Raw genomic sequence first — 24,770 nt, 5'->3', positions numbered from 1 at the left:
CGACGGCGGGCACCCACCCCCGACGCCTCCCTGCCGGTCGGGGCCGGCGGGGCCACGCCCGACGCGAGCGCCCCTGCGGCACGGTGGGTCACCCCCACGACGGGCACCGGTCGCGGTCGGGCCGTGCGACGTCGACGCGACCACCGCCCGCCACCCCGACGGCACGCGGCGCACGCGCCCGGCGCGCACGGATCCGGCGTCTCCACGGTCCACGCCACCGCTTCGGCGAGCCAGGTCGGCGTGGCGCGACACGGGTGGCCGTCCCACCCGGCCACCCGGCAGCCCGACGCCAGCCGGCCCGCAGCGACCCGCACCCGCCCGCGACAGCACTCCCGTTGCCGATCGATGCACGTGCATCTATTCTTTGGCGGCCCATCGATTGCCGGAACAGGCAGTCGAAATACTGTCGAAACGCTTCGACAACCATCGCACGATGGTTGACCCGAAGACGGGAGATGCTGATGAAATCCACACTGAGGAGGGTTCAGTTCGCCGTGCTTTCCGGCGTACTGGCGCTGGCCGGATCGACGGCCGTGATGACGAGTTCCGCGTCGGCCGACAGCATGACCCAAGTGAACGCCACCCAACTCGTCGCCAACATGGGGGCGGGCTGGAACCTGGGTAACGCCCTGGAGGCCAACGCCAACGGAATCCCCAGCGAGACGGCCTGGGGCAACCCGGTCGTCACGCAGGCGTTCATCGACCGGGTGCGGGCGGCGGGGTTCAAGACGATCCGCATTCCGGTCTCCTATCTGGGAAACATCGGGGCCGCCCCGAACTACACGATCAGTTCCGCCTGGCTGAACCGCATCCAGGAAATCGTCGACTACGCCTATGGCCGCGGCCTGTACGTGCTGATCAACATGCACGGCGACGGCTACAAGACCATCAACGGTTCGTGGCTGATCTGCGACTCGTCCAACCAGACGACGATCAGAGACAAGTACCAGAAGGTCTGGCAGCAGATATCGACCAGGTTCCAGAGTTACGGCGAACGCCTCGTCCTCGAATCAATGAACGAGGAGTTCGACGGGCAGTACGGCAATCCCACCCAGCCGTGCTACTCCAACATCAACGCCTACAACCAGATCTTCGTGGACACGGTCCGGCGGACCGGCGGAAACAACGCCTCGCGCTGGCTGCTCATCCCCGGCTGGAACACCAACATCGACTACACCGTCGGCAACTACGGCTTCGTGCTGCCGACCGACCAGTACCGCTCGTCGTCCGTGCCGGCCAACGAGCAGCGACTCATGATCTCCGTGCACTACTACGACCCCTGGGACTTCGCCGGTGAGGAGAACGGCACCATCACCCAGTGGGGGCCGGCCGCCACCAACCCGGCACGCAAGTCCACCTGGGGACAGCAGGACTTCATGGACGGGCAACTGAAGAAGGTGCGGGACACCTTCGTCGCGCGTGGATACCCCGTGTTCGTCGGTGAGTACGGCTCGGTCGACAAGACCTCGGCCGACTCGACGAACAACCGGTACCGGGCGGACTACGCACGCACCCTGGTCGCCACCGCCAGGAAGTACGGCGCGGCCACCGCCTACTGGGACAACGGCTACAACGGCGCGTACGGGTTCGGGCTGTTCAACCGCAGCAGCGGCGCGGTCACCCAGCAGGGCATCATCGACGCCATCATGAGCGCCGTCGGCGGCACCACCCCGACCACGCCGCCGACCACCACGCCGCCGCCGACCACCACTCCCCCGACCACCACGCCGCCGCCGACCACCGCCCCGCCGACGACCCCGCCGCCGGGCGGGCGCTCCTGCTCGGCGACGTACACGGTCACCGGCCAGTGGCAGGGCGGCTTCCAGGCCGAGGGGCGGGTCACCGCCGGCGGCTCCGCGATCAGCGGCTGGACGGTGACCTGGACGTTCGGCAACGGGCAGCAGGTGTCGCAGGCGTGGAGCGCGACGCTGACCACCAGCGGCGCGACGGTGACCGCCCGCAACGTCAGCTACAACGGCGCGCTCGCGGCCGGCGGCAGCACGACCTTCGGTTTCCTGGGCTCGTCGGGCGGCACCAACGCCGTACCGGCGGTCTCCTGCGCGGCGAACTGAACCGGCGGTGACCGACGCGGGCCGGGGGTCACGGACCCCCGGCCCGCGCGGATCCCGGCCGGCCGGAGCCGGGCCGGCCCAGCGCACCCATCAGCAGGTCGTAGGTGGCCTGCACCGCCCCCGCCGCGCTCGGCACCAGCACCGCCCCGGGGTGTAGGCGGACCACCCGCATCAGGTCGTCGTACATGGTGCCGAGCACGGCCGATCCGCCGGCGCGCGCGATGAGCTGACGGTGGTGGTGGACCCACTCGTCGTCGGAGTCACGGGCGCGACGGTGGAACCGCTCGATCGCGGTCTCCCGCTCGTCGACCAGGACGACCTCGTGGAAATCCGCCCCCTGCCCGCGCGCGAGCGCCGCAAGACCGTCGATCTCGTCGACCGTCGCGAGATACTGCGGCAGGACGACGTCACCTCCGCCGGCCAACCGGACCGTCACCATCGCCCGCACCAGGGACCACACGACGGGCCAGGTGTCGAACTCCTCGTCGCGCCATCCGCCGACGAGACGGTGCAGCGCGTCGACGTCGAGATTCAGGGTGCCGGGGTGGCGGTCGGCGTAGCGCGCCGAGAGGGTGGACTTCCCGATGCCCGGCGGGCCGTTCAGATGGATCAGTCGCGCCACCGCGCATCCTCGGTGTGGCGGTCACCCGCGCCGTCCAGGCCGTCGACCAGCAGTTCCGCCTCGTCCGGCGACATGGCCATGGTGGTGCCGAGCAGCTCGACGGCCTGCTCACGCTGGCCGGCTTCCACGAGCGCCGCGATCCGGAGCCAGGCGAACGCGTCAGCCATCGCGTCGCTGTCACCTCCGGCCGTCGACGGCCACCCGGCCGGCGGGGCGGTCGGGTCCTGGACCGGCCGGGCCGCCGACGCACCACCCGGGGTTTCCGCGCCGGGTGACGTGGCGTCCGCAGCGGGCGTGCCGGCGACCGGCGGGTCGACAGGGCCGGGGGCGCGGTCAGGAGAGGTGGCTTCGTGACTGCGGGCGGCGGCGATCCGGGTGGCCGCGTCCCACGCTCGGGTGTCCGCGTCGGGGGACGCGGCGGCGGCGACCCGCGCCTCCAGCTCGCGGACCTGGGTGCCCGGCAGGTCCCGGCGGTCACCACGACGGCGCAGGACCACCGTGATCACCGCGATGAGCGAGACCGCGACGACGAGGCCCACCGCCAGTGCCAGCAGGCTCGCGTCGGTGCCGCCCGGGCTCACCGGGTCGGCCGGCCCCGGCCGGGCCGGTGCCGGCCGGCGACGGCGCGGAGCGGTACCAGGGCCAGGCAGGATGCGGTCGGGACCCGGCAAGTGGCGACCGGCGACACCGTCGCCGTGCTCGTCGCGGTCCCCCACCCCATGCCCGGCATCGTACCGGCGGGAGGGTCGCCCGCCGGGCTGCGCCCGGTCCGTATGCGGTCCCTTTGTCCCCCAGGGTCCGATACCGTGGGGCGGCCAGCAGGCACCTCATGACGACCGCCACCGATCGCCCCGGAGATCCCCCGACGTCCGCGCCCGACCGGTCGGGCCGGATGTGACCTGACCGGTCGCCCCACACCCCCACTGCCAGCCGCCGGCGGCGCAGCCCGGCCCCGGCGGCCCGTCCGATGGAGACGGCATGACACGTCCCGATCCCGTCCGCCTCGCCGCACCCCTCCTGCTCGTCTTCACCCTGGTCGCCGGACTGCTCACCGCGCCGGCCGGCCCGGCGCACGCCGCACCGGCCAAGAACCCGCCGCTGACCACCCCCTGGACCGCCCAGGCGCTCGACGGCACGCCCCTGCCGGAGTACCCGCGACCCCAGATGACCCGGCCGGACTGGCTCACCCTCAACGGCGAGTGGCAGTTGCGCCAGTCCGCCACCGACGACGCCCCGGCGTTCGGCACCGACCTGCCCGAGCGGATCAACGTGCCGTTCCCGGTGGAGAGCGCCCTGTCCGGGATACAGCGCGCCGCCGGCGACACCCGCAACTACCTGTTTTACCGCCGGACGGTGACGGTGCCCGGGAGCTGGAACGGACGCCGGGTGCTGCTGCACTTCGGCGCCGTCGACTGGCAGACCACCGTCTGGGTCAACGGCGTGGCGGTCGGTGGGCACACCGGCGGCTACGACGCCTTCAGCTTCGACGTCACCGCCCAGTTGCGGGGCGGCGCGAACGAGATCGTGGTGAAGGTGTGGGACCCGACGGACAGCCGGCAGAACGGCAGCCTGCCGCCGATCGGCAAGCAGACCAAGCAGCCCGGCGGGATCTTCTACACCCCCAGCTCGGGCATCTGGCAGACGGTGTGGCTGGAACCGGTGCCGACCGCCTCGATCAGCAGGGCCGACCTCTCGCCGCGCCTGGCCGACAACACCCTGCGCGTCCGGGTTCTCACCCGGGGCGACGTCAGCGGGCACAGCGTCCTGGCCGAAGCGCTCGACGGCACCACCGTGGTCGGCTCCGCCACCGGCGGTTTCACCGAGTTCACGGTGCCCGTGCCGAACGCCCGCCGCTGGTCGCCCGACAGCCCGTTCCTCTACCAGCTGCGTATCACCCTGCGTAATGCAGCGGGCGTCCAGGTGGACCGCACCACCCACTACTTCGGCATGCGGGAGATCAGCACCGGCGTCGTCAACGGCGTCCTGCGGCCCAGGCTCAACGGCCAGTTCGTCTTCCAGGCCGGCACGCTCGACCAGGGGTTCTGGCCGGACGGGCTCTACACCGCGCCCACCGACGCCGCGCTCGCGTTCGACCTGCAGAAGCACAAGGACCTGGGCTTCAACATGGTGCGCAAGCACATCAAGGTCGAACCGCAGCGCTGGTTCTACCACGCCGACCGGCTCGGGCTGCTGGTGTGGCAGGACGTCCCGTCGCTGACCGCGCAGGACGTCGACGCCACCGACGCGCAGCAGGCGCAGCTCGAAGCCGAGGCCCGCGAGATCGTCGACGAGCACCGCAGCTCGCCGGCCGTCGTCACCTGGACCGTCTACAACGAGGGGTGGGGGGAACGGGCGCTGGCCGACACCCGCCGGGTCGCCCAGGCCGTCAAGGCCCAGGACCCGACCCGGCTGGTCAACGCGCACAGCGGCCACAACTGCTGCCAGTCGTCGGGCGACCCCGGCGTCGGCGACATCGACGACTGGCACGTCTACCTGGGACCGGACTCGCCGGTGCCGTCGAGCAGCCGGATCGCCGTGCTCGGCGAGTTCGGTGGCCTCGGCCTGCACGCGCCCGGGCACGAATGGAGCCCGAACGGCAGCTTCTTCGCCTACGAGTGGCAACCGAACTCCACCGCGCTGACCGACCGCTACGTCGGCCTGGTGCAGGGCACCCAGAACCTCATGCTCGGCAAGGGGCTGAGCGCCTCGGTCTACACCGAGATCACCGACCAGGAGGGCGAGCTGAACGGGTTCCTCACCTACGACCGGCAGGTGGTCAAGCTGGACCAGGCCCGGGTGCGGGCCGCCAACCTGGCCCTGATCGCCGCGTCGCGGTCCGTCGGCAGCTCGGCGCCGGTGGCGTTGCCGCTGAACACCCGCCGGTCGTTGCAGGTGACGACTCCCGGGTACACCGACCGGTTCCTGCGGCACCGGGACGGCCTCGCCTACACCGAGGTGGTGAACGCGGACAGCTCGGCGCTGCTCAGGAACGACGCGACGTACACGGTCCGGGCCGGGCTGGCCGATCCGGCGTGCTACTCGTTCGAGTCGGTCAACTTCCCCGGGCAGTTCCTGCGCCACCAGGAGTCGCGGGTACGCAACTCCCCGAACGACGGTTCGGCGCTGCTCAGGAACGACGCCACCTGGTGTGCCCGGGTCGGGGTGAGCGGGAGCGGGGTGTCGTTGGAGTCGTACAACTTCCGTGGCAGGTACCTGCGGCACTACGCCTCGCAGGTGTGGCTGAGCAACGGCACGGGCGGCGAGGCGTGGAACTCACCCGTCCTGTGGGCCGCGGACAGCACCTGGAACGTCACGACCCCCTGGGCGCCCTGAGCGGGGCCGCCGGGGCAGCGTGGCTGCCCCGGCGGTGGGGGGTCAGCCGATGCGGAACTGGTCGCCGTAGACGGCGAACACCAGTGGCGTGTTCAGGTCGAAGTTGCCGTTGTCGAGGAACACCCGCTGGGCGGTGTCGACCCGGGAGGTGTCCGAGTGGGCCTCCTCCTTCTTCATCTCGACGACCCGCTCGTCGAGGAACGCGCTGAGCCAGGTCCGCTCGTTGCCACCCTGCGCCGGGGGCTTCGCCCGGAGCAGGGCGCGGCTGCGGATCTGGCGCATGCCCTCGTACCCGTGCATGACCGCCGCGTCGTAGTAGGCGAACTGGCCGAGTGCCCGGACCCCGTCGTTCTTCCCGTCCCGCACCGACGGGGTGAAGTAGACCCGGTCCCGCTCGGACTCCTGCGCGGCCCGGAACACCTGGTCGTTGGCGGCGGTGCGCCAGTCGCGGGGATAGTTGGGGTCGAGGCCGGCGTGCGAGGCGGTGCCGTTGACGGCGCGCAGCGCGGGCAGGTATCCGGCCAGCACGTTGCCGGGCTTGGTGTTCGTGTACGCCTGGACCAGTTCGAGCATGTCGCCGGTGCCGGAGCAGAAACCGATGATGCCGGCGGTGTAGCCCCGGCCGTCGCCGATGTCCTCGATGTAGGAGAACTGGGCGCGCCAGTCGAGCGAGGAGTTCTCGGCCGCCGAGACGAGTTGCATGGCGACGTCCTTCTTCGCCGGGTCGTCGAGGTTGGTGCCGGTCGGGGCGGTGACGGTCGGGGTGGGGGTGCCGCCGGGCAGGGTCCACTGCTGGTTGGTGGTGCCGCCGCAGGTCCAGATCTGGAGTCGGGCGCCGTTGGCGGTGCTCCGGTCGGTCACGTCGAGGCACTTGCCCGAGGCGGGGTTGACCAGGGCGCCACCGCTTGCGGTGGTCCACTTCTGGGCGCCGGTGCCGTTGCAGTCGTACAGCTGGATCTTGGCGCCGTTGGTGGTCGACGCGGCGGTCACGTCGAGGCACTTGCCGAGCGCGCGGATCGAGTTGTCGCTGTTGCCCACCGTCCAGGTCTGGGCGGCGGTGCCGTTGCAGTCGTAGAGCTGCACGGCGGTGCCGTTGGCCGGGTTGGCGCCGGCCACGTCGACGCACTTGCCGGCCAAACCGGTGATCGGGCCGGCGGTGGCGGCGCTGGCCGACGGCAGGCCGTAACCGACCGCCGCGATGCCGGCCAGCAGGGTGCCCACGGCGTAGGCGACTGTTCTTCTGCGCACCATGGCGTTCCTCGGGGACGGGGCGGCGGACCGCCGGCCGGTCGGTGCCCGGACGCGACGTGCGCCCGGGCGGGCACCGCAGCAATCAGTAAGGTCTATTTACTGATAGCAGTACGTCGATCAACTGTCAATCGCGCACCCGGCGATCATGGCAGGTCAGGGCGGAGCCGGGTGCACCGGCCGCGCCGTAACCGGGTACGGCGCGGCCGCGATGCCGGCCGGGCCGGGCCCCCATGGTCATGCCCAATGCTCCGGGCGCAGGAAACCCGCCAGCAGGTGCCGGAACTCGCGCGGATGTTCGATCGCCGGCACGTGCCCGCACCTGCCGAACACGTGCAGCCGGACGTCGGCCAGGTGCTCGAGCAGCGGCCGGGTCGCCGGGTCGAGCGGGGTCACCCGGTCGTCGGCGCCGTGCACCAGCAGCACGGGCGCGCGGATCGCGGCCAGCGTCCGCTCCGGGAGGGTCAGGTCGTCGACCCATCGTCGCCGGGGCGGCGGGAACAACGACGCGTACGCGGCGGCCCCGGCCAGCATCGCGTCCGCGCGGGCGGCGACCGCCGCATCGGTCACCAGCGCCTGGTCGAGAAGGAGCCGGCTCAGCATGTCCCGGGCCCCGGTCGGGCCGGCGGGGGCGGCCCAGAGCGCGTCGAGGTCGGCCGACAGCGGCGCCCCCGGGGCACCCATCGTCGAGACCGCCACCACCCGGGTGACCCGGCCGGGGTGCTCGGCCGCCAGGGCCAGCGCCACGGCCCCGCCCATGGAGTGGCCCACCACGGCGTAGTCCCCGACGCCGAGCGCGTCCATCAGGCGCGCCGCCTGCCGGGTCCACAGGCGCAGGCCACCCCGGGAGCCCACCGGGACGGGGGTACGACCGAACCCCGCGTGGTCGGGGGCCAGCACGCGCCAGGACGGGCCCAGCGCCTGCGCCGTCGCCGCCCAGGCTCCGGACCCGGTGGTGCCGGGTCCGGAGCCGTGCAGCATCAGCACCGCCGGCCCGGTGCCGCTGTCGAGTACGTGGACGGGAGAACCGTCGACGGTGACCGTCCGCGTGGTCGTCATCGGCACGGGCCGGGCGCGCTCAGGCCGAAGGGGCGTCGACGGACTTCGCGAAGAGTTCCATCATGGCCCGGCCGAACTGCGGCATGTCGGGCCAGCCCCGGCAGGAGACGAGGTTGCCGTCGACGACGTCGGGCGCGTCGATGACCGTCGCGCCGGCGTTCTCCATGTCGCCGGTGATGGGCGGGAAACACGCCGTCTTGCGGCCCTTGAGCAGGCCGTAGACCGCCGGGACCTGCGCACCGTGGCAGACCAGGGCGACGGGGAGGTTACGCGCGAAGAAGTGCTCGGTGATGCGCCTGACGTCGGCGTCGACCCGGATCCACTCGGGGGCGCGCCCGCCGGGAATGATCAGGGCGTCGTAGCGTTCGACGTCGACCTCGGCCCAGGGCACGTCGACCGGCAGCTTGCGGCCGTTCTTCTCCACGTAGGCGTCGGAGTTCGGGTCGAACTCGTGGATGACCAGTTGCACGTCACGTCGCGTGCGGGACGCGACGTCGACCTCCCAGCCGCCCTCCTGAACGCGGTAGTAGGGGTACATCGTGTCGAGTTCCTCGGCGGCGTCGCCGGTCAGGAGCAGCGCTCGGGGCATCTGCTTCTCCTCGCAATGGTGGTGGCGGTGAGGTGGACGCGATCCAATCCGATCCGATTGAGCTAGCATTCCTTCGCCCCGCCCGCCCGTCAAGACCGCACGGTCAACGCGTGGCCGTCCCTGATCTCGTCGAACAGCCGACGGAAGCGCTCGCCGGAGCGCAGGATGTGCCGGCGCATCGCGTAGGCGGCGGCGTCGGGGTCCCGCGCGGCGATCGCGGCCACCACGTCCTCGTGCTCGGCCATCGCCAGGTGGGTGACCTGGGCGTCGTGGTGCAGCCGGAACAGGTGCACGTGGCTGTGCAGGCGGGCGAGCGCCTCCCGGATGACCTGGTTCTCCGCGCTGTGGGCGACCAGGTCGTGGAAGGCGGCGTCGCGCAGCCCGAAGGTGCCGTAGGCGGTGGGCCCGACACCCCCCTCCAGCTCCGCCATCTCCTCCAGCATCCGGCGCAGGCCGGCCACCTGCTCCAGGGAGGCGCGTTCGGCCGACCTGCGCGCCGCCGCCGGTTCCAGGAGCAGGCGGACCTCCAGCATGTCCTCGAACCGCTGGCGGGTGATCTGGGGTGGGATGCGGTACCCGGCGTGGGGCACCCGGACGACCAGACCCTCGGCCTCCATCCGGTTGAGCGCGTCCCGGATCGGCGTCTGGGAGACCCCCAGCTCGCGCGCCAGCACGTCGATCGTGACGCGGGAGCCGGGCTCGATCCGTAGCGACATCAGCTGTCCGAGCAGCGTGTCGTACACCTCGTCGGCGAGCCGGCCGCGCGACCGCGCGGGTGACGTCGCACCCGGCGCGGCCGTGCGGCCCCGCGCGCTGATCGCTTCGTCGTCCATCGTGACGTGAGGTCCTTTCGTGCACCTGCGGGAACCTGTTGACATCAGTTACGACGCTGCGACATGCTGACGCCCCCCACCCGATCGTATAGGAAACGTGACGGGCGACCGTCATTCTGCACCGTCGCCGTAACGCCTGCCATCGCTCCACTCGATCAACCGGAGCTCCCATGAGCATGCTCGACGTCCCGCCCGGCCCAACACCGGGTCACCGCCGGGTCGGCGTGCCCGCCGACGGCACGACGACGAACCGGCACGACGACGAACCGGCAGGTCGCGGCGCGTCCGTGACACCGGTCCACGGGGCGGCCCCCGCGCCGGCCCGGCACCACGCCTGAAACAACCAAGCACCTGCTCGGCGAGGCACATAGCGAGGCTCTAGAAGTCCCCACCACCCCAGAAAGCAGGTACCACCATGCGGCACCCGGAGCGAATCGGTCGAACATCGGTCTCCCGGCGGAAGGTACGGCTGGCGACGGCCGCCATGCTGCTGGTCGCCACGACCCTGGCGGCGTGCGGCGACGGCGGGGACGACGGCACGAAGGCCGGCGCCCCGAAGGCGCCGGCGACGGTCCCCGAACTCACCAAGGACCCGCTCAACCTCAGCTTCATCTGGTTCGAGTGGCCCCCGGCCAAGGCGCTGGAGGACTTCGCGAACGCGGAGTACAAGAAGGAACGGCCGAACGTGACCATCAAGGTCAACACCGTGCCGAACGCGAACTGGCACGACGCGATGTTCACCCAGTTCGCCGCGCGCAAGACCGACTTCGACATCGCGATCCTGGACTCGCAGCACATCGGCGAGGCCGTGACCAACGGCAACATCCTCGACCTGACCGACTTCGTCAAGAAGAACATCGAGGTCGACGCCTACAACCCGTACCTGCTGGCGGCGTACGGCCAGTTCCCGCAGGCCGAGACCGGCAAGCGCGACGAGAACGCCAGCCTGTACGGGCTGCCGCTGCTCGGCGACACCTGGACGATGATCTACCGCAAGGACCTGATCGGCGACAAGCCCCCACAGACCTGGGACGAGATGATCTCGGTCGCCGCGAAGTGCCAGGCGGACAACCCCGGCGTCAGCGGGCTCGCCTTCCACCAGGCCAACGGCTCCGACGCGGCGGCCGTCACCTACAACACGGTCAACGGCATCTACGGCGGCAACCTCTGGGACGCCAAGAGCCGCAAGATCGACGGCGTCCTCAACGACACCGCGGGTCACGAGGCGATGGACGTCCTGGTCAACAAGATGAAGCCGCTGACCGCCAAGGGCTCCGGCAACTGGTTCATCGACGAGGTGAACGCCGCGGTCGCCCAGGGCAAGGCGTGTATCGCGTTCAACTGGATCGCCGCGAGCGGCGGCCTGCTCGACCCGAAGCAGTCCACGCTCGGCACCACCCGGGAGCAGATCCTCGGCAAGCTGGGGTTCGCCACCCTGCCGACCCAGAAGACGAACCTGGTCCCGCTCGGCGGGATGGGGATGCACGTGTCGGCCTACTCCCCGTCGGCGCAGCAGGCCGAGGCGCTGAACTTCATGCGGTGGTTCGAGCAGGCCGACGTGCAGAAGAAGTGGGCCGCGGCCGGTGGCGTGCCGTCGCGTACCGACGCCCTGCAGTCGCCCGAGTTCCTCAACGCCGGACCGTTCAACCAGGTGTACGCCGACTCGGTGCCCCGGATGCGGGACATGTGGAACGTGCCCGAGTACGCACGGCTCGTCGACATCGAGAACACGAACGTCAACGCGGCGCTCAACGGCGCGAAGAGCCCGAAGGCCGCGCTCGACGACATCGCCCGGGAGCAGCAGGGCGTACTCGACTCCAGCAACCGCAAGGGCGGCGGCGGGCTGTGAAAGATCCCGTCCCGCTGACGACCGACCGCCCCGGGCAGGTGGCGTCCGCGATGCCACCTGCACCGGGCCGGCCCCGCCGCCGGCTGGGCGACCGCAGCCTCGCCGTGGCCTTCATCTCCCCCGCGCTGCTGCTGTTGCTCGGCATGTCGGTGTTCCCACTGCTGTGGGCGTTGTACCTGTCGTTCACCGACTACTCGGCCACCCGAGGAGGGCCCGCCCGGTTCGTCGGGTTCGGCAACTACACCGCCATCCTGACGTCGGCGCAGGTCCACCAGCGGGCGCTGACCACGCTGATCTACGTGGTCGGCGCGGTCACCCTGCAGACCGTGCTCGGCTTCTCCATCGCCTACCTGATCTCCCGGCGCACCCACGGCAGGGGCGTGCTGACCACCATGTTCCTGGTGCCGATGATGCTGTCCCCGGTCGTGGTGGGGCTGTTCTGGCGGTTCATGCTCGACGCGCAGTTCGGCGTGGTCAACAGCATGCTCGGCTCACTCGGCCTGGGGCAGGTGGAGTGGCTCACCCGGCAGCGGACCGCGCTGGTGTCCCTGATCGTCGTCGACACCTGGCAGTGGACGCCGTTCATCATGCTCATCGCCCTCGCCGGCCTCACCGCCGTCCCGAAGTACCTGTACGAGGCCGCCTCGATCGACCGGGCGTCCGAGTGGTTCCGGTTCCGCACCATCACCCTTCCGCTGGTGTGGCCGCTGCTGCTCATCGCCGTGCTGTTCCGGGCCATCGAGGCGTTCCGGCTGTTCGACCTCGTCTACATCCTCACCAACGGAGGTCCCGGGGTCTCCACCGAGACGTTGTCGTTCCACGTCTACAAGGTGGCGTTCCTGGGCTTCAACACCGGCACCGCCTCGGCGTACGGGATCCTCATGGTCCTCGTCGTCATCGTCCTCACGCAGCTCTACCTGCGCTACCTGAACAAACTCAAGGAGGGCTGATGGCCGTCTCCGTCGACGAGGCCGTGTCCGCAGGCCCGACCCCGGACCGCCCGTCCCCCGCACGCCGCGTGCGCCGCCGGGGCCGCGGCCGGTCGGTGCTGGAGGTCGTGCTGCTGACCGCACTGGCCGTCGTGATGCTCTTCCCGGTGCTGTGGATGATCGAGACGTCCATCAAGGAGAACCGGGACGTCTACGCCGTGCCGGCCGAGTTCTTCGGCTTCACGGTCACCCTCGACCACTTCAGGGACGTCTTCGTCGGCGCGGACGGCGGCCGCTCGGCACTGTCCGTGGCGTTCCTCAACTCCGTGGTCGTCGCCGGCGTGTCCACGCTGCTGGCCACCGTGCTGGGGGTGCCGGCGGCCTGGGCGTACTCCCGCTTCACCCTGAAGGCCAAGAAGGACCAGCTGTTCTTCATCCTGTCCACCCGCTTCATGCCGCCCGTGGTGGTCGTGGTGCCGATCTTCCTCATGTACCGCCAGGTCGGACTCATCGACACCAAGCTCGGTCTGATCCTGATCTACGCGGCGTTCAACGTCCCGTTCACGATCTGGATGATGAAGGGGTTCGTCGACGAGGTGCCCGCCGAGTACGAGGACGCCGCCATGCTCGACGGCTACAGCCGCCTGCAGGCGTTCTGGAAGTTCACCCTCCCCCTGCTCGTGCCCGGCATCGCCGCGACGGCGGTGTTCGCGCTCATCTTCTCGTGGAACGAGTTCGTGTTCGCCATCTTCCTCACCTCCAGCGACGAGGTGCGTACGGCCCCACCGGCCATCGCCGGCCTGATCGGCGGCACCACCGTCGACTGGGGCCTGGTGGCCGCCGCCTCGGTGGTCTTCGCCCTGCCGGTGCTCGTCTTCGCCTACCTGGTACGCCGGCACCTCGTCGCCGGTGTGACCCTCGGGGCGGTGCGACGCTGATGGCGGGCATCGAGGTGAGCGCCCTGCACAAGCGCTACCCGGACGGCACGGTCGCCGTCGAGCACGTCGACCTGTCCATCGGCGACGGCGAACTGTTCGTGATGCTCGGCCCGTCGGGATGCGGCAAGACGACCACGCTGCGGGCGATCGCCGGCCTGGAGCGGCAGACCAGCGGCGACATCCACATCGGCGACACGCTGGTCAACGACCTGCCGCCGGCCGAACGCGACATCGCCATGGTGTTCCAGTTCTACGCGCTGTACCCGCACCTGAAGACCCGCGACAACCTGGCGTTCCCGCTGCGGGCCGAGGGGCTGCCCAAGCACGAGGTGCAGGCGCGGGTCGAGGAGGCGGCCCGGCTGATGCGGCTGGGTCCGCTGCTGGACCGGCGGCCCCGTCAGCTCTCCGGCGGGGAGCAGCAGCGGGTCGCACTCGCCCGCGCCCTGGTACGCCGGCCACGCGCCTTCCTGATGGACGAACCGCTCACCAACCTGGACGCGGAACTGCGGGCGGACATGCGCACCGAGATCAAGCACCTGCAGGGGGAACTGGGGGCGACGATGGTCTACGTCACCCACGACCAGGTCGAGGCGATGTCGCTGGGTCACCGCATCGCCATCCTCAACAAGGGCCGCGTCGAGCAGATCGGGACCCCGCTTGAGGTGTACGACCGTCCGGCGAGCCTGTTCTGCGCGGCGTTCATCGGCTCCCCGCCGATGAACCTCATCGAGGTGGAGGTGGCCGACGGGAAGCTGCGCGGTCAGGGCGGACTGGTCCTCACGCCACCGCCGGGGCTGCCCCGCGACCGTCCCCTGGTGGCGGGCGTGCGGCCGGAGGCGCTGGAGGTCACCGCACCCGGCGCGGACCGGTCGGTGCCGGCCCGCGTGGTGTCGGCCGAGTGGCTCGGCGACGAGATCATCTACGTGGTCGACCACGACGGCGGACGCGACGTGCGGGTCCGGATGCCACCGACCGTACGGTTCGCCGCCGACGCGAAGGTCGGGCTGCGCCACACCGGCGGGACCCCGGCGGTCTACGACGTGCGCACGGAAGAGCTGGTGGCCTGATGGGAACCGTTGCGGTCAAGGGGCTGTGCAAGTCCTTCGGTAAGGTCCGCGCCCTGGACGGGGTGACGCTGGACGTGCCGGACGGCGCGTTCTTCGTCGTGCTCGGGCCGTCCGGTGCGGGCAAGACGACGACCCTGCGGGCGATCGCCGGCCTGGACAAGCCCGACGCCGGGTCGGTGCACCTGGACGGCCGGGACGCGACCGCCGACGCACCGGCCGTCCGCGACCTGGCCATGGTGTTCCAGAACTACGCCCTCTACCCCCGGCACACCGCGTACGAGAACATCGCCTCGCCGCTGCGGGCACGTCGCCGACCGGCGGGTGAGATCGCCGCGGCCGTCGAGCGGATGTCGGGCCTGCTGCACATCGAACGGCTGCTGCACCGTCGTCCGGCGCAGTTGTCGGGCGGTGAGATGCAGCGGGTCGCCCTGGCCCGGGCGCTGGTCCGCAGCCCCCGTGCGTTCCTCATGGACGAGCCGTTGACGAACCTCGACCTCAAGCTCCGCGTCGAGATGCGCACCGAGCTGACCCGCATCCACCGCAGCCTCGGGGCGACGTTCGTCTACGTGACCAACGACCAGGTCGAGGCGCTGTCCATGGCCGACCAGGTCGCGGTCCTCAGGGAGGGCACGGTGCAACAGGTCGGCACCCCGACCGAGGTGTACGAGCGGCCGGCCAACCAGTGGGTCGCCGGCTTCGTCGGCAGCCCGCCGATCAGCCTGCTCGCCTGCCACGCCGAGGGGGACCAACTGGTCGGTGCGGCCGGCTGGACGCTGCCCCGGCCCCGCTGGGCCACCGCCAGGGACGGTCAGGCGCTGATGCTGGGCCTGCGTGCGGAGGACCTGTCCGTGGAGCGGCGCGGGGACGCGTCGTTGCCCGGTGAGCTCTACGGGCTCGAACCCCTCGGTGACCGGACGGTGGTCGACGTGCGGGTGGGCACGGAGATCCTGAAGGTCAAGGCCCGACCCACCGTCACCGGTACGCCCGGCGAGCGGCTGCGGGTGACGGTCGACCTGGACCGGGCGCACCTGTTCGACGCGGGCACCGGACTGTCGCTGTCGGCGGCCGGGCGGTAGCCGGGGCGGCGACGGTACGCCGGCCTGCGGGGTGCGGGCCGGTGAACCGTCCGTCGCCGCACGCCGGACATCACCACGAAGAGCACTGGAGGCGACGCAATGAGTGACCCGATGGACGTCCTGGCCCCCGAGCACCGGCGGCTGCGGATCGGCGACACCTGGCGGGACGCCGCGAGCGGCGCCACCTTCGCCGTCGAGGACCCCGCCACCGGCACGACCGTCGCCGAGGTGGCGGACGCCGACGTCGACGACGGGCTGGCCGCGTTGGACGCGGCGAGCAGGGCGGCGGCGCAGTGGGCGGCGACCCCGCCACGGAAACGGTCGGAGCTGTTGACCGCGACGTACCGGGCCCTGACCGACCGGTCCGAGGAGGTCGCCCGGCTGATCACCCTCGAAATGGGCAAGCCGCTGGCCGAGGCGCGGGCCGAGGTGGCCTACGGCGCCGAGTTCTTCAGGTGGTTCGCCGAGGAGGCGGTACGGGTCGAGGGGCGCTACAGCACCGCTCCCGCCGGCGGGTACCGCATCCTCACCGTGCCGAAGCCGGTCGGCCCGTGCGTGTTCGTGACGCCCTGGAACTTCCCGTTGGCCATGGGGGCCCGCAAGATCGCCCCGGCGTTGGCCGCGGGCTGCACGACGGTCACCAAACCGGCGGCCCAGACGCCGCTGACCATGCTGCTGCTGGCCCGCATCATGGAGGAGGTGGGCGTCCCCGCGGGGGTGGTCAACGTGGTGACCACCAGACGTTCCGGTGCGGTGGTCTCGGCGCTGCTGGCCGACGCCCGGACCCGCAAGGTGTCCTTCACCGGGTCGACCGAGGTCGGGCGGGTGCTGCTGCGCCAGGCTGCGGACAACGTGCTGCGTACCTCGATGGAGCTGGGCGGCAACGCGGCCCTGATCGTGTGCGCCGACGCCGACCTGGACGTCGCGCTGCACGGTGCGCTGGTGGCCAAGATGCGCAACATCGGGGAGTCCTGCATCGCGGCCAACCGGATCTACGTCGAGGAGCCGGTACGCGAGGAGTTCACGAAGCGGTTCACCGAGCGGATGGGCGCGCTGGTGGTGGGCCGCGGCCTCGACGACGGCGTGGACGTCGGGGCGTTGATCGACGAGCCCTCGGTCGCCAAGCTCGACGACCTCGTCGCCGACGCGGTCGGTCGGGGCGCCCGGGTCCTGGTGGGCGGGGTGCGCCCGGACGGGCCGGGTCACTTCTACCCGCCGACGGTCCTGGTCGACGTGCCCGACGACGCGCGGATGCTGCGGGAGGAGATCTTCGGCCCGGTGGCGCCGATCATCGGGTTCACGTCCGACGACGAGGTGATGGCGAAGGCCAACGACACCGAACACGGCCTGGTCGGCTACGTCTTCACCCGTGACCTGCAGCGGGCGCTGCGGTTCGCCGAGGGTCTGCAGACCGGGATGATCGGCGTCAACCGGGGGCTGATCTCGGACCCGTCGGCCCCGTTCGGGGGCGTGAAGCAGTCCGGCATCGGCAAGGAGGGGTCGCACGAGGGCATCCTCGAATATCTCGACGTCACCTACGCGGCGATCGACCTGCCGTGACAGTCCCGCCGCTGACGTCCGACCAGCACGTCGCCGCCGTTCCGGAGAGGCACCGCCATGCTTGAGACAGTCCGTGGACCACGCCAGCTGATCGTCGGCGAAGGGGTCGCGCAGAACATCCCCCGGGTGGTGGCCGAGAACGGCTCACGGGTCCTCGTCGTGACCGACCGGACCCTGCTGGGGCAGCCGGGGGTGGCCGCGATCGTGGCCGCCGTGCGGGACAGGGTCGAGGTCGTCGAGGTGTTCTCCGACGCGAATCCCGACGTGCCCCTCGCCGACGTCGACCGGGCCGTGGCGGCCGCCGCCGCGGTGGACGCCGACGTGATCCTCGCCGTCGGCGGCGGCACGGTGATCGACCTCGCCAAGATCGTCGGCGTCATCCGGTGCCACGGGGGCACACCGCGCGACTTCTACGGCGAGGCGCGGGTGCCGGGGCCGACGATTCCGCTCGTCGCGGTCCCGACGACGTCGGGCACCGGCTCCGAACTGACCCCCGTCTCGGTGCTGACCGACCCGGACCGGGCGCTGAAGGTGGGGGTGTCCAGCGTCCACATCGTGCCGGACTTCGCGATCGTCGACCCCGAACTGACCTACACCTGCCCGGCGACCGTCACCGCCCACTCCGGCATCGACGCGTTCTGTCACGCGGTGGAGAGCTACACCGCGCGACCCCGGCCCCACGGGCCGCGCGACCCGGTGGAGCAGGTGTTCCTCGGCCGCAACCAGGTCACCGACCACTATGCGCTGCTGGCCGCGGAGCGGATCGCCCGGAGCCTGCGGCGGGCCGTGCGGGACGGCGGAGACACCGACGCGCGGGCGGACATGTCCTACGGGTCGGTGCTCGCCGGGCTCGCCTTCTCCCACGCGGGCAACGCGGCCCCGCACGCTCTCCAGTACCCCATCGGCGCGGCCACGCACACGCCGCACGGCCTGGGCGTCGGGCTGCTGCTGCCGTACGCGTTGGACGCGGCCCGCGACGCCGTCGGTGACCGGTTGGCGACCCTCGCCGGGGTGTGCGGGCTCGACGTGACCGACGCCGCGCCGGACGAGGCCGCCGAGGTGTTCCTCACCTGGCTCCACGGGCTCCTCTCCGACATCGGTATCCCGCCCACCCTGGCGGACATCGGGGTGGCCCGCGCCGACCTGCCCCGCTTCGCGGAGCTGGCCTCCGGCGTCACCCGCCTGATCCAGAACCATCCGGGGCCCACCGACACCGCCAGCCTGACCGCGATCCTCGAAGCGGCCTGGACCGGCGACCGGAGCTGACGGGCCCGGCCGCCGGGCACCGGGGTCGGTGCCCGGCGGCCGGGCCCTACTCCTGCGGCGCGGGCGACCGGGGCACGCCCCCTGAAGCGTCCTGGGAGGTATCGTGTCGGCGACCGGGCCGTGGGCCGCCTGTCAGGGCAGGGCGGGCGGGGTCGGTTCAGCGCTTCACCGCCAGGGTGAGACCGTCGGCGAAGGACAGCATCGCCAGGTCGACCCGGTCGTCGGCGAGCAGCGAGACGTTCAACTCCCGGATGGTGGCGGTGTCCCGGTCCTGGTGGTCCCCGTCGAGCACCCGGCCGAAGAACACCGTGTTGTCGAGGACGACCAGCCCACCCCGGCGGACCAGTCGCAGCGCGGCCTCGTAGTAGTCCGGATAGCCCGCCTTGTCGGCGTCGATGAACACCAGGTCCACCGCGCCCGGTCCGAGTTCGCGCTCCAGGTCGGCCAGGACCTCCCGGGCGGCACCGATGCGTACGTCGATGCGGTCGGCCACCCCGGCGCGTTCCCAGTACGGTGCGGCGATCATCGGCCACCGCTCGGAGATGTCCACCGTGACCAGCCGGCCGCCGGGTGGGAGGGCCCTGGCCATGCACAGCGTGCTGTAGCCGGTGAAGGTCCCGACCTCGACCACCGAGAGCGATACCGCGGTCAGTCTGACGAGCAGGGCCAGCAGTTGGCCCTCTTCCGGCATGATCTGCATCGCCCGGCCCATCGGCAGGGCGGCGGTCTCCCGCCGCAGGTCGGCGAGGATCTCGTCGTCGCGCAGCGAGACCTGCCGGACGTAGTCGAGCAGTGCCTCGGTGAACTCAGTCTGCTGTGCCATCCGTATCCCCTCCGGCTCGTATCTCCAGTGCGTCACGTAGCCCGGTCCGTGAGGTGACCCCGAGCTTGGGGTAGACCTTGTAGAGGTGTCCGCTGACGGTGCGGTCCGACAGGCGCAGCCGGACGGCGATCTGTTTGTTCGTCAGGCCCTGGGCTGCGAGCCTGGCGACGGACTCCTCCTGCGCGGTGAGCCCGGCCGGCCCTTCGGCGGGCCGGGCGACCGCCAGCCCGGCGGCCCGTAGCTCGTTGCGGGCCCGCACCGCCCACGGCCTGGCACCGAGCCGCTCCAGGACCTCCAGTGCCGCGCCCAGTTCCACCCGGGCCGGGCCGATCTCCTTGGCGCGGCGCAGCCACTCACCGTAGGCGAGGCGGATCCGGGCGTGCTCCAGCGGCCAGCGTTCGTGTCCCGGCGCGGTCAGCGCCTGCCGGAAGGCCTCGTCGGTGTGGCTGTCCCGGGCGAGCAGGGCCGCGGCCCCGTGGGTCAGCATGGTCATCCGCGGGGAGAGGCGGTCGAATCCCCCGTCGCGCAACGCCTGCAGATAGGCGGCCGCCTGCGGTCCGTGCCCGGTGTGCACGGCGGCGTCGGCCAGGTCGAACACGATGCGCCGGGCGCTGACCGGCAGGCGGGTCACCGCCCCGGCGGGGGCGATGGTGGACAGGGTCGTGTAGGCGTGTTCGTGGTCACCGGTGCCCAGGGCCACCAGCGCCCGGGCCTGGTGGGCCAGGATGACCGCCAGCCCGATCCCACGCGGGGTGGCCCAGCGCAGCACCTCGTCGGTCAACTCCAGGGCCTGTTCGGTCTCGCCGCGTACGGCGGCCAGCAGCGCCCGCTGGCAGCGGGCGATGCCCTCCAGGGTCCGCAGGCCGCTGACGCCCGCGACGGTGGCGCTCTCCCGCAGGAGGGTCTCCGCCTCGTCCCAGCGTCCCGACTGGTAGCGGTCCAGGATCTCCATGTGCAGGCCGAACCTCGCCGTCGGTGCTCCCCGGCTGTCGGCCGAGGCGTCCGGCAGGCCACGCAGCACCGGCAGCAACTCGGTGACCGCGTCGAGTGCGGCGGCGGTGGCGGAGAGGGACGCCGTGGACAGGGCGGTGAGTTCCGCCGGTGTCGTCGGCCAGCGGTCGAGCAGTTCCAGGAACCGTTCACGCATCGTGTCGGCGTCGCCGTCCCGGCCGGAGAGGATCGCGCGGCAGCGCAGGACGATGTCCGCCGACTCGCAGTCGGGACGGGCGAGGACGGTGTCCAGGGCAGCCCAGTGGTCCGGCCGGTCGGCGAGGACGCACACGTGGAACAGCATCTCCAGTGCCATCCGACGCATCGGCGTGCTGGTGGTGGGGTCGTCGAAGACCCGCAGGAGGCGACGGTGCGCCATGTCCACGTCGCCCTCGTCGAGGGAGAGCAGGTACGCGCTGACGGCGGCGGTGTGGGTGGTGACGCCGAACTCCCCCGGGGGCGGGTTGAGGTGTCCCGCCCACCGGAGCCAGCCGGCGCGGCAGGCCAGTTGGGCCGCGATGCCCAGCCGTTCGGCGCGGTCGGCCGCAGCGGTGCTCAGTTCGGCGGCACGGGCGAACATCTCGGTGGCCGTGGTGAGGACGCCCCGGTCGGCGGCCCGGTCCCCGGCCGTCGCCAGGGCCTCGGCCAGCGAGTCGTCCGGGCCCAGTGCCGCGGCCGCCAGGTGCGTGGCCCGGACGTCGGGGTCGGCGGTGGTCACCCGGGCCAGGTGGCGGTGGGCGGTGCGCAGCTCGGCCCGGGTGGCCAGGTCGATGGTGGTCAGCCGGACCAGAGGGTGGGTGAAGAGCAACCGGTCGGTGCCCACCGTGACGAGGTGGTGCCGTTCGGCGGGGCCGAGCTGGGCGGTCACGTCGGCCTCGTCGGTCGCTTCGGTGAGCGTCGCCAGCCGGGCCGTCCCGTCGAGGGCGGCGACCAGCAGGAGCTGCCGGGCCGGCTCGGGCAGGTCGCGGATGGGTGCCCCGAACTGCCCGCTGATCCTCGGGGTCACCGGCAGGTGGACCGGCAGCGGCATGCTCGCGCACCGCTGTTCCTGGCTGAGCGCCCTGGGTAGCTCGGTCAGTGCCAGCGGGTTGCCCTGGGCGTGGTCGAGGATGACGCGTCGGACGCGGCTGTGCAGGGTGGGGTGCCGGGCGTCGATCAGCAGGCCGGCGTCGTGGTCCGACAGCGGGGCGAGCTGTCGGACGTGCGGTCCGGCGGCGAGCGGTGGTCCGGGTTGGTGGGCGGCGGCGACCAGCACCAGGCCGGCCAGGTCACAGGTCCGGCGGGCGACGAAGGCGAGCAGTTCGGTGCTCTCCCGGTCGATCCACTGGGCGTCGTCGATGAGCACCACCAGGCCACCGTCGTCGGCCAGCTCGGTGACCAGGGACAGGGTGGCCGCGCAGGTCGCCAGGCGGTCGGGGAGGGGGCCGTCGGCGTGCCCGAGGATGCGCGACAGGGTGACCCGCTGGTGGACGGGCAGGCGGCCGAGGTCCGTACGCAGGGCGTAGAGCAGCTGGTGCAGGCCCGAGTAGGGAAGGTCGGCCTCGACGGGTGCGCCGGTGACCCACACGACGCGACGGCCGGCCCGGCGGGCCTGTTCGTCGGCGGCGCGCAGCAGTGCCGTCTTGCCGACGCCGATCCCGCCGCTGAACAGCAGTGCCGGGAGGCGTGCGCGGCCACGCAGCAGGGAGTCGAGCAGTTCCCTCTCGGCTGATCTGCCGATCAGTTCGGGCCGGCCGTGGGGCGGTGCCCGGTGCCGCCCGTCGTCGGGTGCCGGGTCGGCGAGCAGGGCGAGCTGGTACCGGGAAAGCACCTGGTGACTCCCCACCGATCGATGGGATGGACCCTTTCCCCGCACGGTCATCGGCGCTGGGCCACCGCCAAAACGTAGCCGGCCGCGGTGACGGCGCTGAAGCGTCGGAACAGTTCGACCAGCTGGTCGAAGTGCGCGGGCGCGATCCTGCCGACGAAGTCGGCCCGGACCTCACGCATCCGGTCGGACAGCACCGCGAACGCCCGCATCACGTGGGTGCTGACGTCGTCGAACTCCAGCACCTCGAAGCCCGCCCGGTCCAGTCTGTCGGGCAGCGCGGCGATGGTGCGGCACTGTGTCACGGCACAGAAATTGTCGATGATCTCCTTTTCGGCGCCGTTGGCCGGGTGTCTGTCGATGATGTCGGCGATGACCAGTCGTGCGCCCGGGCGCAACACGGTGCCGATCTCCTGGAGCGCGCGGTCCTGGTCCGGCATGTGGATGAGGGATTCGATGGCGAAGGCCCCGTCGAACATACCGGGTCCAAACGGCATGTTCATGGCGTCAGCGTAACGGAAGTGGACGCGGTGGGCTACGCCGAGTTCCCGCGCGCGGGCCCTGGCGGTGTCGATCTGGCCGTGGCTGACGGAGATTCCCGTCACCACCGTCTCGTCCCGTGTCGTGGCGAGGCGCAGCGAGGCGGTGCCGGCTCCGCAGCCGACGTCCAGCACCTGGCTGCCGGGTCCGGCGCAGACGCGTTCGATCACCATGTCGGTGAGGCGGGTGGCGGCCCCGGCGACGGAGGTCCGGTCCCCGTCGTCGTGCCAGTAGCCGACGTGGATGTTGCCGTCGAGCAGCGTGGTGAACAGTTCGGTCATGACGTCGTACATGTGACCGACGTCGGTCGATACCGGTGCTGACTTCGCCATGTGGTGTGCCTGGCCTTCCTGCAGGGTCTGCTGGACGCGGAGAGGGCTGCTAGACGCCGAACCTGCTGTCGATCAGGTTGAGGACCTCCCGCCGCGACGCGCCGGTCAGGTCGATCCCGGACGGCGTCGACCGGTCGTCGAGGTCGGACAGCAGGCGACCGAGCCGGTCCGTGACCTGTGGTCGGATGCCGTCGTCCGGGTCCAGGGACGCGAGCTGCGCCTCCAGTCGGGTCAGCGTCGCCAGGACGGGCACCGGCGCGGCCTCCTGCGCCGGCCCGGCCGCCGCGCGCAGATGGGCCGCCAACTCCTCGGGGTTCGGGTGGTCGAAGACCAGGGTGGGCGACAGTCGCAGGCCGGTCGCGGACTGCAGCCGGTTACGCAGTTCCACGGCCATCAGCGAGTCGAACCCGAGGTCGGTGAAGGCCCGTCCGGCACCGACGGCGTCCGGGCCCGGATGACCCAGGACGGCCGCCGCGTGGCCGCGTACCACGTCCACCAGCACCCGGTGCTGCTCACCGGGGGACAACCCGACCAGCCGGTGCAGCACGTTGCGCTGTTCGGTGCTGCGGCGTGCCCGCACGGGGCGCAGGTCACGCATCATGGTCGACGGATCGTCGTTCGCGGCCGTGTCGAGACGCGCGGGCACGAGCAGGGGCATGTCGGTCCGCAGCGCGGCGTCGAACAGGGCGAGTCCCTCGGCGGCGGACAGTGGCGCGACGCCGGCCCGCACCGCCCGGGCGCGGCCGGTCGCGTCCATCGCGGACGCCATCCCGTCGCTCTGCGCCCACAGCCCCCAGGCCAGTGACTGGGCGGGAAGCCCCAGCGACCGGCGGTGCGCGGCGAGGCCGTCGAGGGTGGCGTTCGCCGCCGCGTACGCGCTCTGGCCGGGGCTGCCGAGGACCCCGGCGGCGGAGGAGAACATCGTGAAGAACGCCGGTGGTCGGTCCCTGGTCAGGTCGTGCAGGGCGACGGCGGCGTCGACCTTCGCCCGGAGCACGCCGGCGACCCGCTCCGGCGTCATCGACTCGACCACACCGTCGTCGAGCACGCCTGCCGCATGGACGACCCCGCCGATCCGGACCCCGGCGAGCACCCGCGCCAGCGCGTCGCGGTCGGCGGCGTCGACCGCGACGACGCGTGCCCCGAGGTGCTCGACGAGTTCCGTGGCGGCGGGCGACCCCGGGCCGCTGCGGCTGAGCACCAGCAGGTTCCGCACGCCACGGTCGACGACGAGGTGGCGGGCTATCAGCCGGCCGAGCGCGCCGGTGCCGCCGGTGATGACGACCGTTTCGTCCGGTGGCACCAGCGGTTCGTCGTCCGTCGCGGCGGGCACCGGGGTCCGCGCCAGCCGGGGCACCAGCGTCCGGCCGTCGCGGACCGCGATCTGGCTCTCCCCTGCGGCGACCAGGGCGCTCAGGGTCCGCTCGTCGTGGGTGCCGTCGGTGTCGACGAGGACGAGGCGGTCGGGGTGTTCCGCCTGGGCGGAGCGCACCAGACCCCACACTCCTGCGCCGCCCAGGTCGGACACGGTGTCGTCGGCAGTCACCGCGACCGCACCGGCCGTCCGGATCATGAGCCGTTCGTGGTCGTCGTGGTGTCCGGCGAGCCATTCCTGTATCTGTCGCAGGGCCCCGGTGACCGCGTCGCGCGGGTTCACGCCGCCGCCCGGCCGGACGTCGAAGGTGATCCCGGCGGGCTCCGGTCCGGCCGGCGTCGGCTGCCACCGTACGTGGAACATCGCCCGCCGCAGCACGGTGTCGGCCGCCACCTGTTGCGTGGTCACCGGCCGCAGCGTCAGGGAGTCCACCGCGTACACGGGGCTGCCGGCCTGGTCGAA

The 24,770-nt window shown here is 71.9% G+C and carries 19 protein-coding genes (1 of these 19 running past the window's edge); 9 read left to right on the top strand and 10 right to left on the bottom strand.

Features of this window, described 5'->3' with window-relative positions:
* Positions 1 to 461 precede the first annotated feature (461 nt).
* Positions 462 to 2,072, top strand: coding sequence for a cellulase family glycosylhydrolase (locus ACN261_RS21550; RefSeq protein WP_425851814.1), 1,611 nt, complete (start codon positions 462 to 464; stop codon positions 2,070 to 2,072).
* 28 nt (positions 2,073 to 2,100) lie between these two features.
* On the opposite strand, the gene ACN261_RS21545 is transcribed toward ACN261_RS21550, so the two are convergent.
* Together ACN261_RS21545 and ACN261_RS21540 are read right to left on the bottom strand one after the other, a co-directional pair.
* Positions 2,101 to 2,694, bottom strand: coding sequence for an AAA family ATPase (locus tag ACN261_RS21545; protein ID WP_425851812.1), 594 nt, complete (start codon positions 2,692 to 2,694; stop codon positions 2,101 to 2,103).
* Positions 2,682 to 3,275: a hypothetical protein gene (locus ACN261_RS21540; protein ID WP_425851810.1), complete on the bottom strand. Its 594-nt coding sequence runs from the start codon at positions 3,273 to 3,275 to the stop codon at positions 2,682 to 2,684. The genes ACN261_RS21545 and ACN261_RS21540 overlap by 13 nt, the downstream gene beginning before the upstream one ends.
* Before the next feature lie 397 nt (positions 3,276 to 3,672).
* Here ACN261_RS21540 and ACN261_RS21535 point away from each other — a divergent pair, with 397 nt between their 5' ends.
* Positions 3,673 to 6,027, top strand: coding sequence for an AbfB domain-containing protein (locus ACN261_RS21535; RefSeq protein ID WP_425851808.1), 2,355 nt, complete (start codon positions 3,673 to 3,675; stop codon positions 6,025 to 6,027).
* A 42-nt stretch (positions 6,028 to 6,069) separates the two neighbouring features.
* Here the strand turns inward: ACN261_RS21535 and ACN261_RS21530 are convergent, their stop codons facing one another.
* From ACN261_RS21530 to ACN261_RS21515, 4 genes are all read right to left on the bottom strand, one after another.
* Positions 6,070 to 7,278: a chitosanase gene (locus ACN261_RS21530; protein WP_425851806.1), complete on the bottom strand. Its 1,209-nt coding sequence runs from the start codon at positions 7,276 to 7,278 to the stop codon at positions 6,070 to 6,072.
* A 234-nt stretch (positions 7,279 to 7,512) separates the two neighbouring features.
* Positions 7,513 to 8,334, bottom strand: coding sequence for an alpha/beta fold hydrolase (locus tag ACN261_RS21525; protein ID WP_421481463.1), 822 nt, complete (start codon positions 8,332 to 8,334; stop codon positions 7,513 to 7,515).
* A gap of 19 nt (positions 8,335 to 8,353) precedes the next feature.
* Positions 8,354 to 8,923 carry a DJ-1/PfpI family protein gene (locus tag ACN261_RS21520; RefSeq protein ID WP_421481462.1) on the bottom strand — a complete coding sequence of 190 codons (570 nt, stop codon included), beginning with the start codon at positions 8,921 to 8,923 and terminating at the stop codon, positions 8,354 to 8,356.
* A gap of 89 nt (positions 8,924 to 9,012) precedes the next feature.
* Positions 9,013 to 9,756 carry a GntR family transcriptional regulator gene (locus ACN261_RS21515; protein WP_421481461.1) on the bottom strand — a complete coding sequence of 248 codons (744 nt, stop codon included), beginning with the start codon at positions 9,754 to 9,756 and terminating at the stop codon, positions 9,013 to 9,015.
* Positions 9,757 to 10,171: 415 nt separating this feature from the next.
* Here ACN261_RS21515 and ACN261_RS21510 point away from each other — a divergent pair, with 415 nt between their 5' ends.
* The 7 genes from ACN261_RS21510 to ACN261_RS21480 all read left to right on the top strand — a co-directional run bounded on the left by ACN261_RS21510 (position 10,172) and on the right by ACN261_RS21480 (position 18,441).
* Positions 10,172 to 11,605: a sugar ABC transporter substrate-binding protein gene (locus ACN261_RS21510; RefSeq protein ID WP_425851803.1), complete on the top strand. Its 1,434-nt coding sequence runs from the start codon at positions 10,172 to 10,174 to the stop codon at positions 11,603 to 11,605.
* Positions 11,606 to 11,655: 50 nt separating this feature from the next.
* Positions 11,656 to 12,555: a carbohydrate ABC transporter permease gene (locus tag ACN261_RS21505; RefSeq protein WP_421481459.1), complete on the top strand. Its 900-nt coding sequence runs from the start codon at positions 11,656 to 11,658 to the stop codon at positions 12,553 to 12,555.
* Positions 12,555 to 13,472 (top strand): carbohydrate ABC transporter permease, encoded by a 918-nt coding sequence (locus ACN261_RS21500; protein ID WP_425851801.1) that lies wholly within the window; start codon positions 12,555 to 12,557, stop codon positions 13,470 to 13,472. The genes ACN261_RS21505 and ACN261_RS21500 overlap by 1 nt, the downstream gene beginning before the upstream one ends.
* Positions 13,472 to 14,539, top strand: a complete 1,068-nt coding sequence (locus tag ACN261_RS21495; RefSeq protein ID WP_421481457.1) for an ABC transporter ATP-binding protein — start codon at positions 13,472 to 13,474, stop codon at positions 14,537 to 14,539. The genes ACN261_RS21500 and ACN261_RS21495 overlap by 1 nt, the downstream gene beginning before the upstream one ends.
* Entirely contained in the window at positions 14,539 to 15,615 is a 1,077-nt protein-coding gene (locus ACN261_RS21490) for an ABC transporter ATP-binding protein (RefSeq protein WP_204926725.1), read from the top strand. The genes ACN261_RS21495 and ACN261_RS21490 overlap by 1 nt, the downstream gene beginning before the upstream one ends.
* Before the next feature lie 99 nt (positions 15,616 to 15,714).
* A complete protein-coding gene (locus tag ACN261_RS21485) occupies positions 15,715 to 17,175 on the top strand; it encodes an NAD-dependent succinate-semialdehyde dehydrogenase (RefSeq protein WP_425851799.1) in 1,461 nt (486 codons plus the stop codon).
* Between the two features lie 57 nt (positions 17,176 to 17,232).
* The gene (locus tag ACN261_RS21480) at positions 17,233 to 18,441 is read left to right on the top strand and encodes an iron-containing alcohol dehydrogenase (protein WP_421481454.1); all 1,209 of its coding nucleotides are present in this window, start codon (positions 17,233 to 17,235) and stop codon (positions 18,439 to 18,441) included.
* A gap of 157 nt (positions 18,442 to 18,598) precedes the next feature.
* Here the strand turns inward: ACN261_RS21480 and ACN261_RS21475 are convergent, their stop codons facing one another.
* The 4 genes in view from ACN261_RS21475 to ACN261_RS21460 are tightly spaced (at most 49 nt apart) and all read right to left on the bottom strand, a layout consistent with a single transcriptional unit that may run on beyond the window.
* On the bottom strand, positions 18,599 to 19,264 hold the full coding sequence (locus ACN261_RS21475; protein ID WP_421481453.1) for an O-methyltransferase: 666 nt from the start codon (positions 19,262 to 19,264) through the stop codon (positions 18,599 to 18,601).
* The gene (locus ACN261_RS21470; protein ID WP_425851797.1) at positions 19,248 to 22,064 is read right to left on the bottom strand and encodes an ATP-binding protein; all 2,817 of its coding nucleotides are present in this window, start codon (positions 22,062 to 22,064) and stop codon (positions 19,248 to 19,250) included. Before ACN261_RS21470 ends, ACN261_RS21475 begins: the two co-directional genes overlap by 17 nt.
* Before the next feature lie 47 nt (positions 22,065 to 22,111).
* Entirely contained in the window at positions 22,112 to 22,933 is an 822-nt protein-coding gene (locus ACN261_RS21465) for an SAM-dependent methyltransferase (protein ID WP_421481451.1), read from the bottom strand.
* A 49-nt stretch (positions 22,934 to 22,982) separates the two neighbouring features.
* On the bottom strand, positions 22,983 to 24,770 hold the end of the coding sequence (locus ACN261_RS21460; protein ID WP_425851795.1) for a type I polyketide synthase. Its footprint extends 3,426 nt past the window's final position; only the last 1,788 of its 5,214 coding nucleotides appear in the window; its start codon lies beyond the right edge, outside the window — the gene reads right to left on this strand; its stop codon occupies positions 22,983 to 22,985.

Source organism: Micromonospora sp. WMMD723, assembly GCF_049863385.1.
GTDB classification, from domain to species: Bacteria; Actinomycetota; Actinomycetes; order Mycobacteriales; family Micromonosporaceae; genus Micromonospora; species Micromonospora wenchangensis.
This window is presented reverse-complemented; position numbering and strand designations above follow the sequence as displayed.

Bases quoted from the DNA above. Each gene is read 5' to 3' on its own strand.
- ACN261_RS21550 (WP_425851814.1), top strand. From the start codon at position 462: ATGAAATCCACACTGAGGAGGGTTCAGTTCGCCGTGCTTTCCGGCGTA.
- ACN261_RS21535 (WP_425851808.1), top strand. From the start codon at position 3,673: ATGACACGTCCCGATCCCGTCCGCCTCGCCGCACCCCTCCTGCTCGTC.
- ACN261_RS21530 (WP_425851806.1), bottom strand. From the start codon at position 7,278: ATGGTGCGCAGAAGAACAGTCGCCTACGCCGTGGGCACCCTGCTGGCC.
- ACN261_RS21525 (WP_421481463.1), bottom strand. From the start codon at position 8,334: ATGACGACCACGCGGACGGTCACCGTCGACGGTTCTCCCGTCCACGTA.
- ACN261_RS21520 (WP_421481462.1), bottom strand. From the start codon at position 8,923: ATGCCCCGAGCGCTGCTCCTGACCGGCGACGCCGCCGAGGAACTCGAC.
- ACN261_RS21515 (WP_421481461.1), bottom strand. From the start codon at position 9,756: ATGGACGACGAAGCGATCAGCGCGCGGGGCCGCACGGCCGCGCCGGGT.
- ACN261_RS21510 (WP_425851803.1), top strand. From the start codon at position 10,172: ATGCGGCACCCGGAGCGAATCGGTCGAACATCGGTCTCCCGGCGGAAG.
- ACN261_RS21505 (WP_421481459.1), top strand. From the start codon at position 11,656: ATGCCACCTGCACCGGGCCGGCCCCGCCGCCGGCTGGGCGACCGCAGC.
- ACN261_RS21500 (WP_425851801.1), top strand. From the start codon at position 12,555: ATGGCCGTCTCCGTCGACGAGGCCGTGTCCGCAGGCCCGACCCCGGAC.
- ACN261_RS21495 (WP_421481457.1), top strand. From the start codon at position 13,472: ATGGCGGGCATCGAGGTGAGCGCCCTGCACAAGCGCTACCCGGACGGC.
- ACN261_RS21490 (WP_204926725.1), top strand. From the start codon at position 14,539: ATGGGAACCGTTGCGGTCAAGGGGCTGTGCAAGTCCTTCGGTAAGGTC.
- ACN261_RS21485 (WP_425851799.1), top strand. From the start codon at position 15,715: ATGAGTGACCCGATGGACGTCCTGGCCCCCGAGCACCGGCGGCTGCGG.
- ACN261_RS21480 (WP_421481454.1), top strand. From the start codon at position 17,233: ATGCTTGAGACAGTCCGTGGACCACGCCAGCTGATCGTCGGCGAAGGG.
- ACN261_RS21475 (WP_421481453.1), bottom strand. From the start codon at position 19,264: ATGGCACAGCAGACTGAGTTCACCGAGGCACTGCTCGACTACGTCCGG.
- ACN261_RS21465 (WP_421481451.1), bottom strand. From the start codon at position 22,933: ATGGCGAAGTCAGCACCGGTATCGACCGACGTCGGTCACATGTACGAC.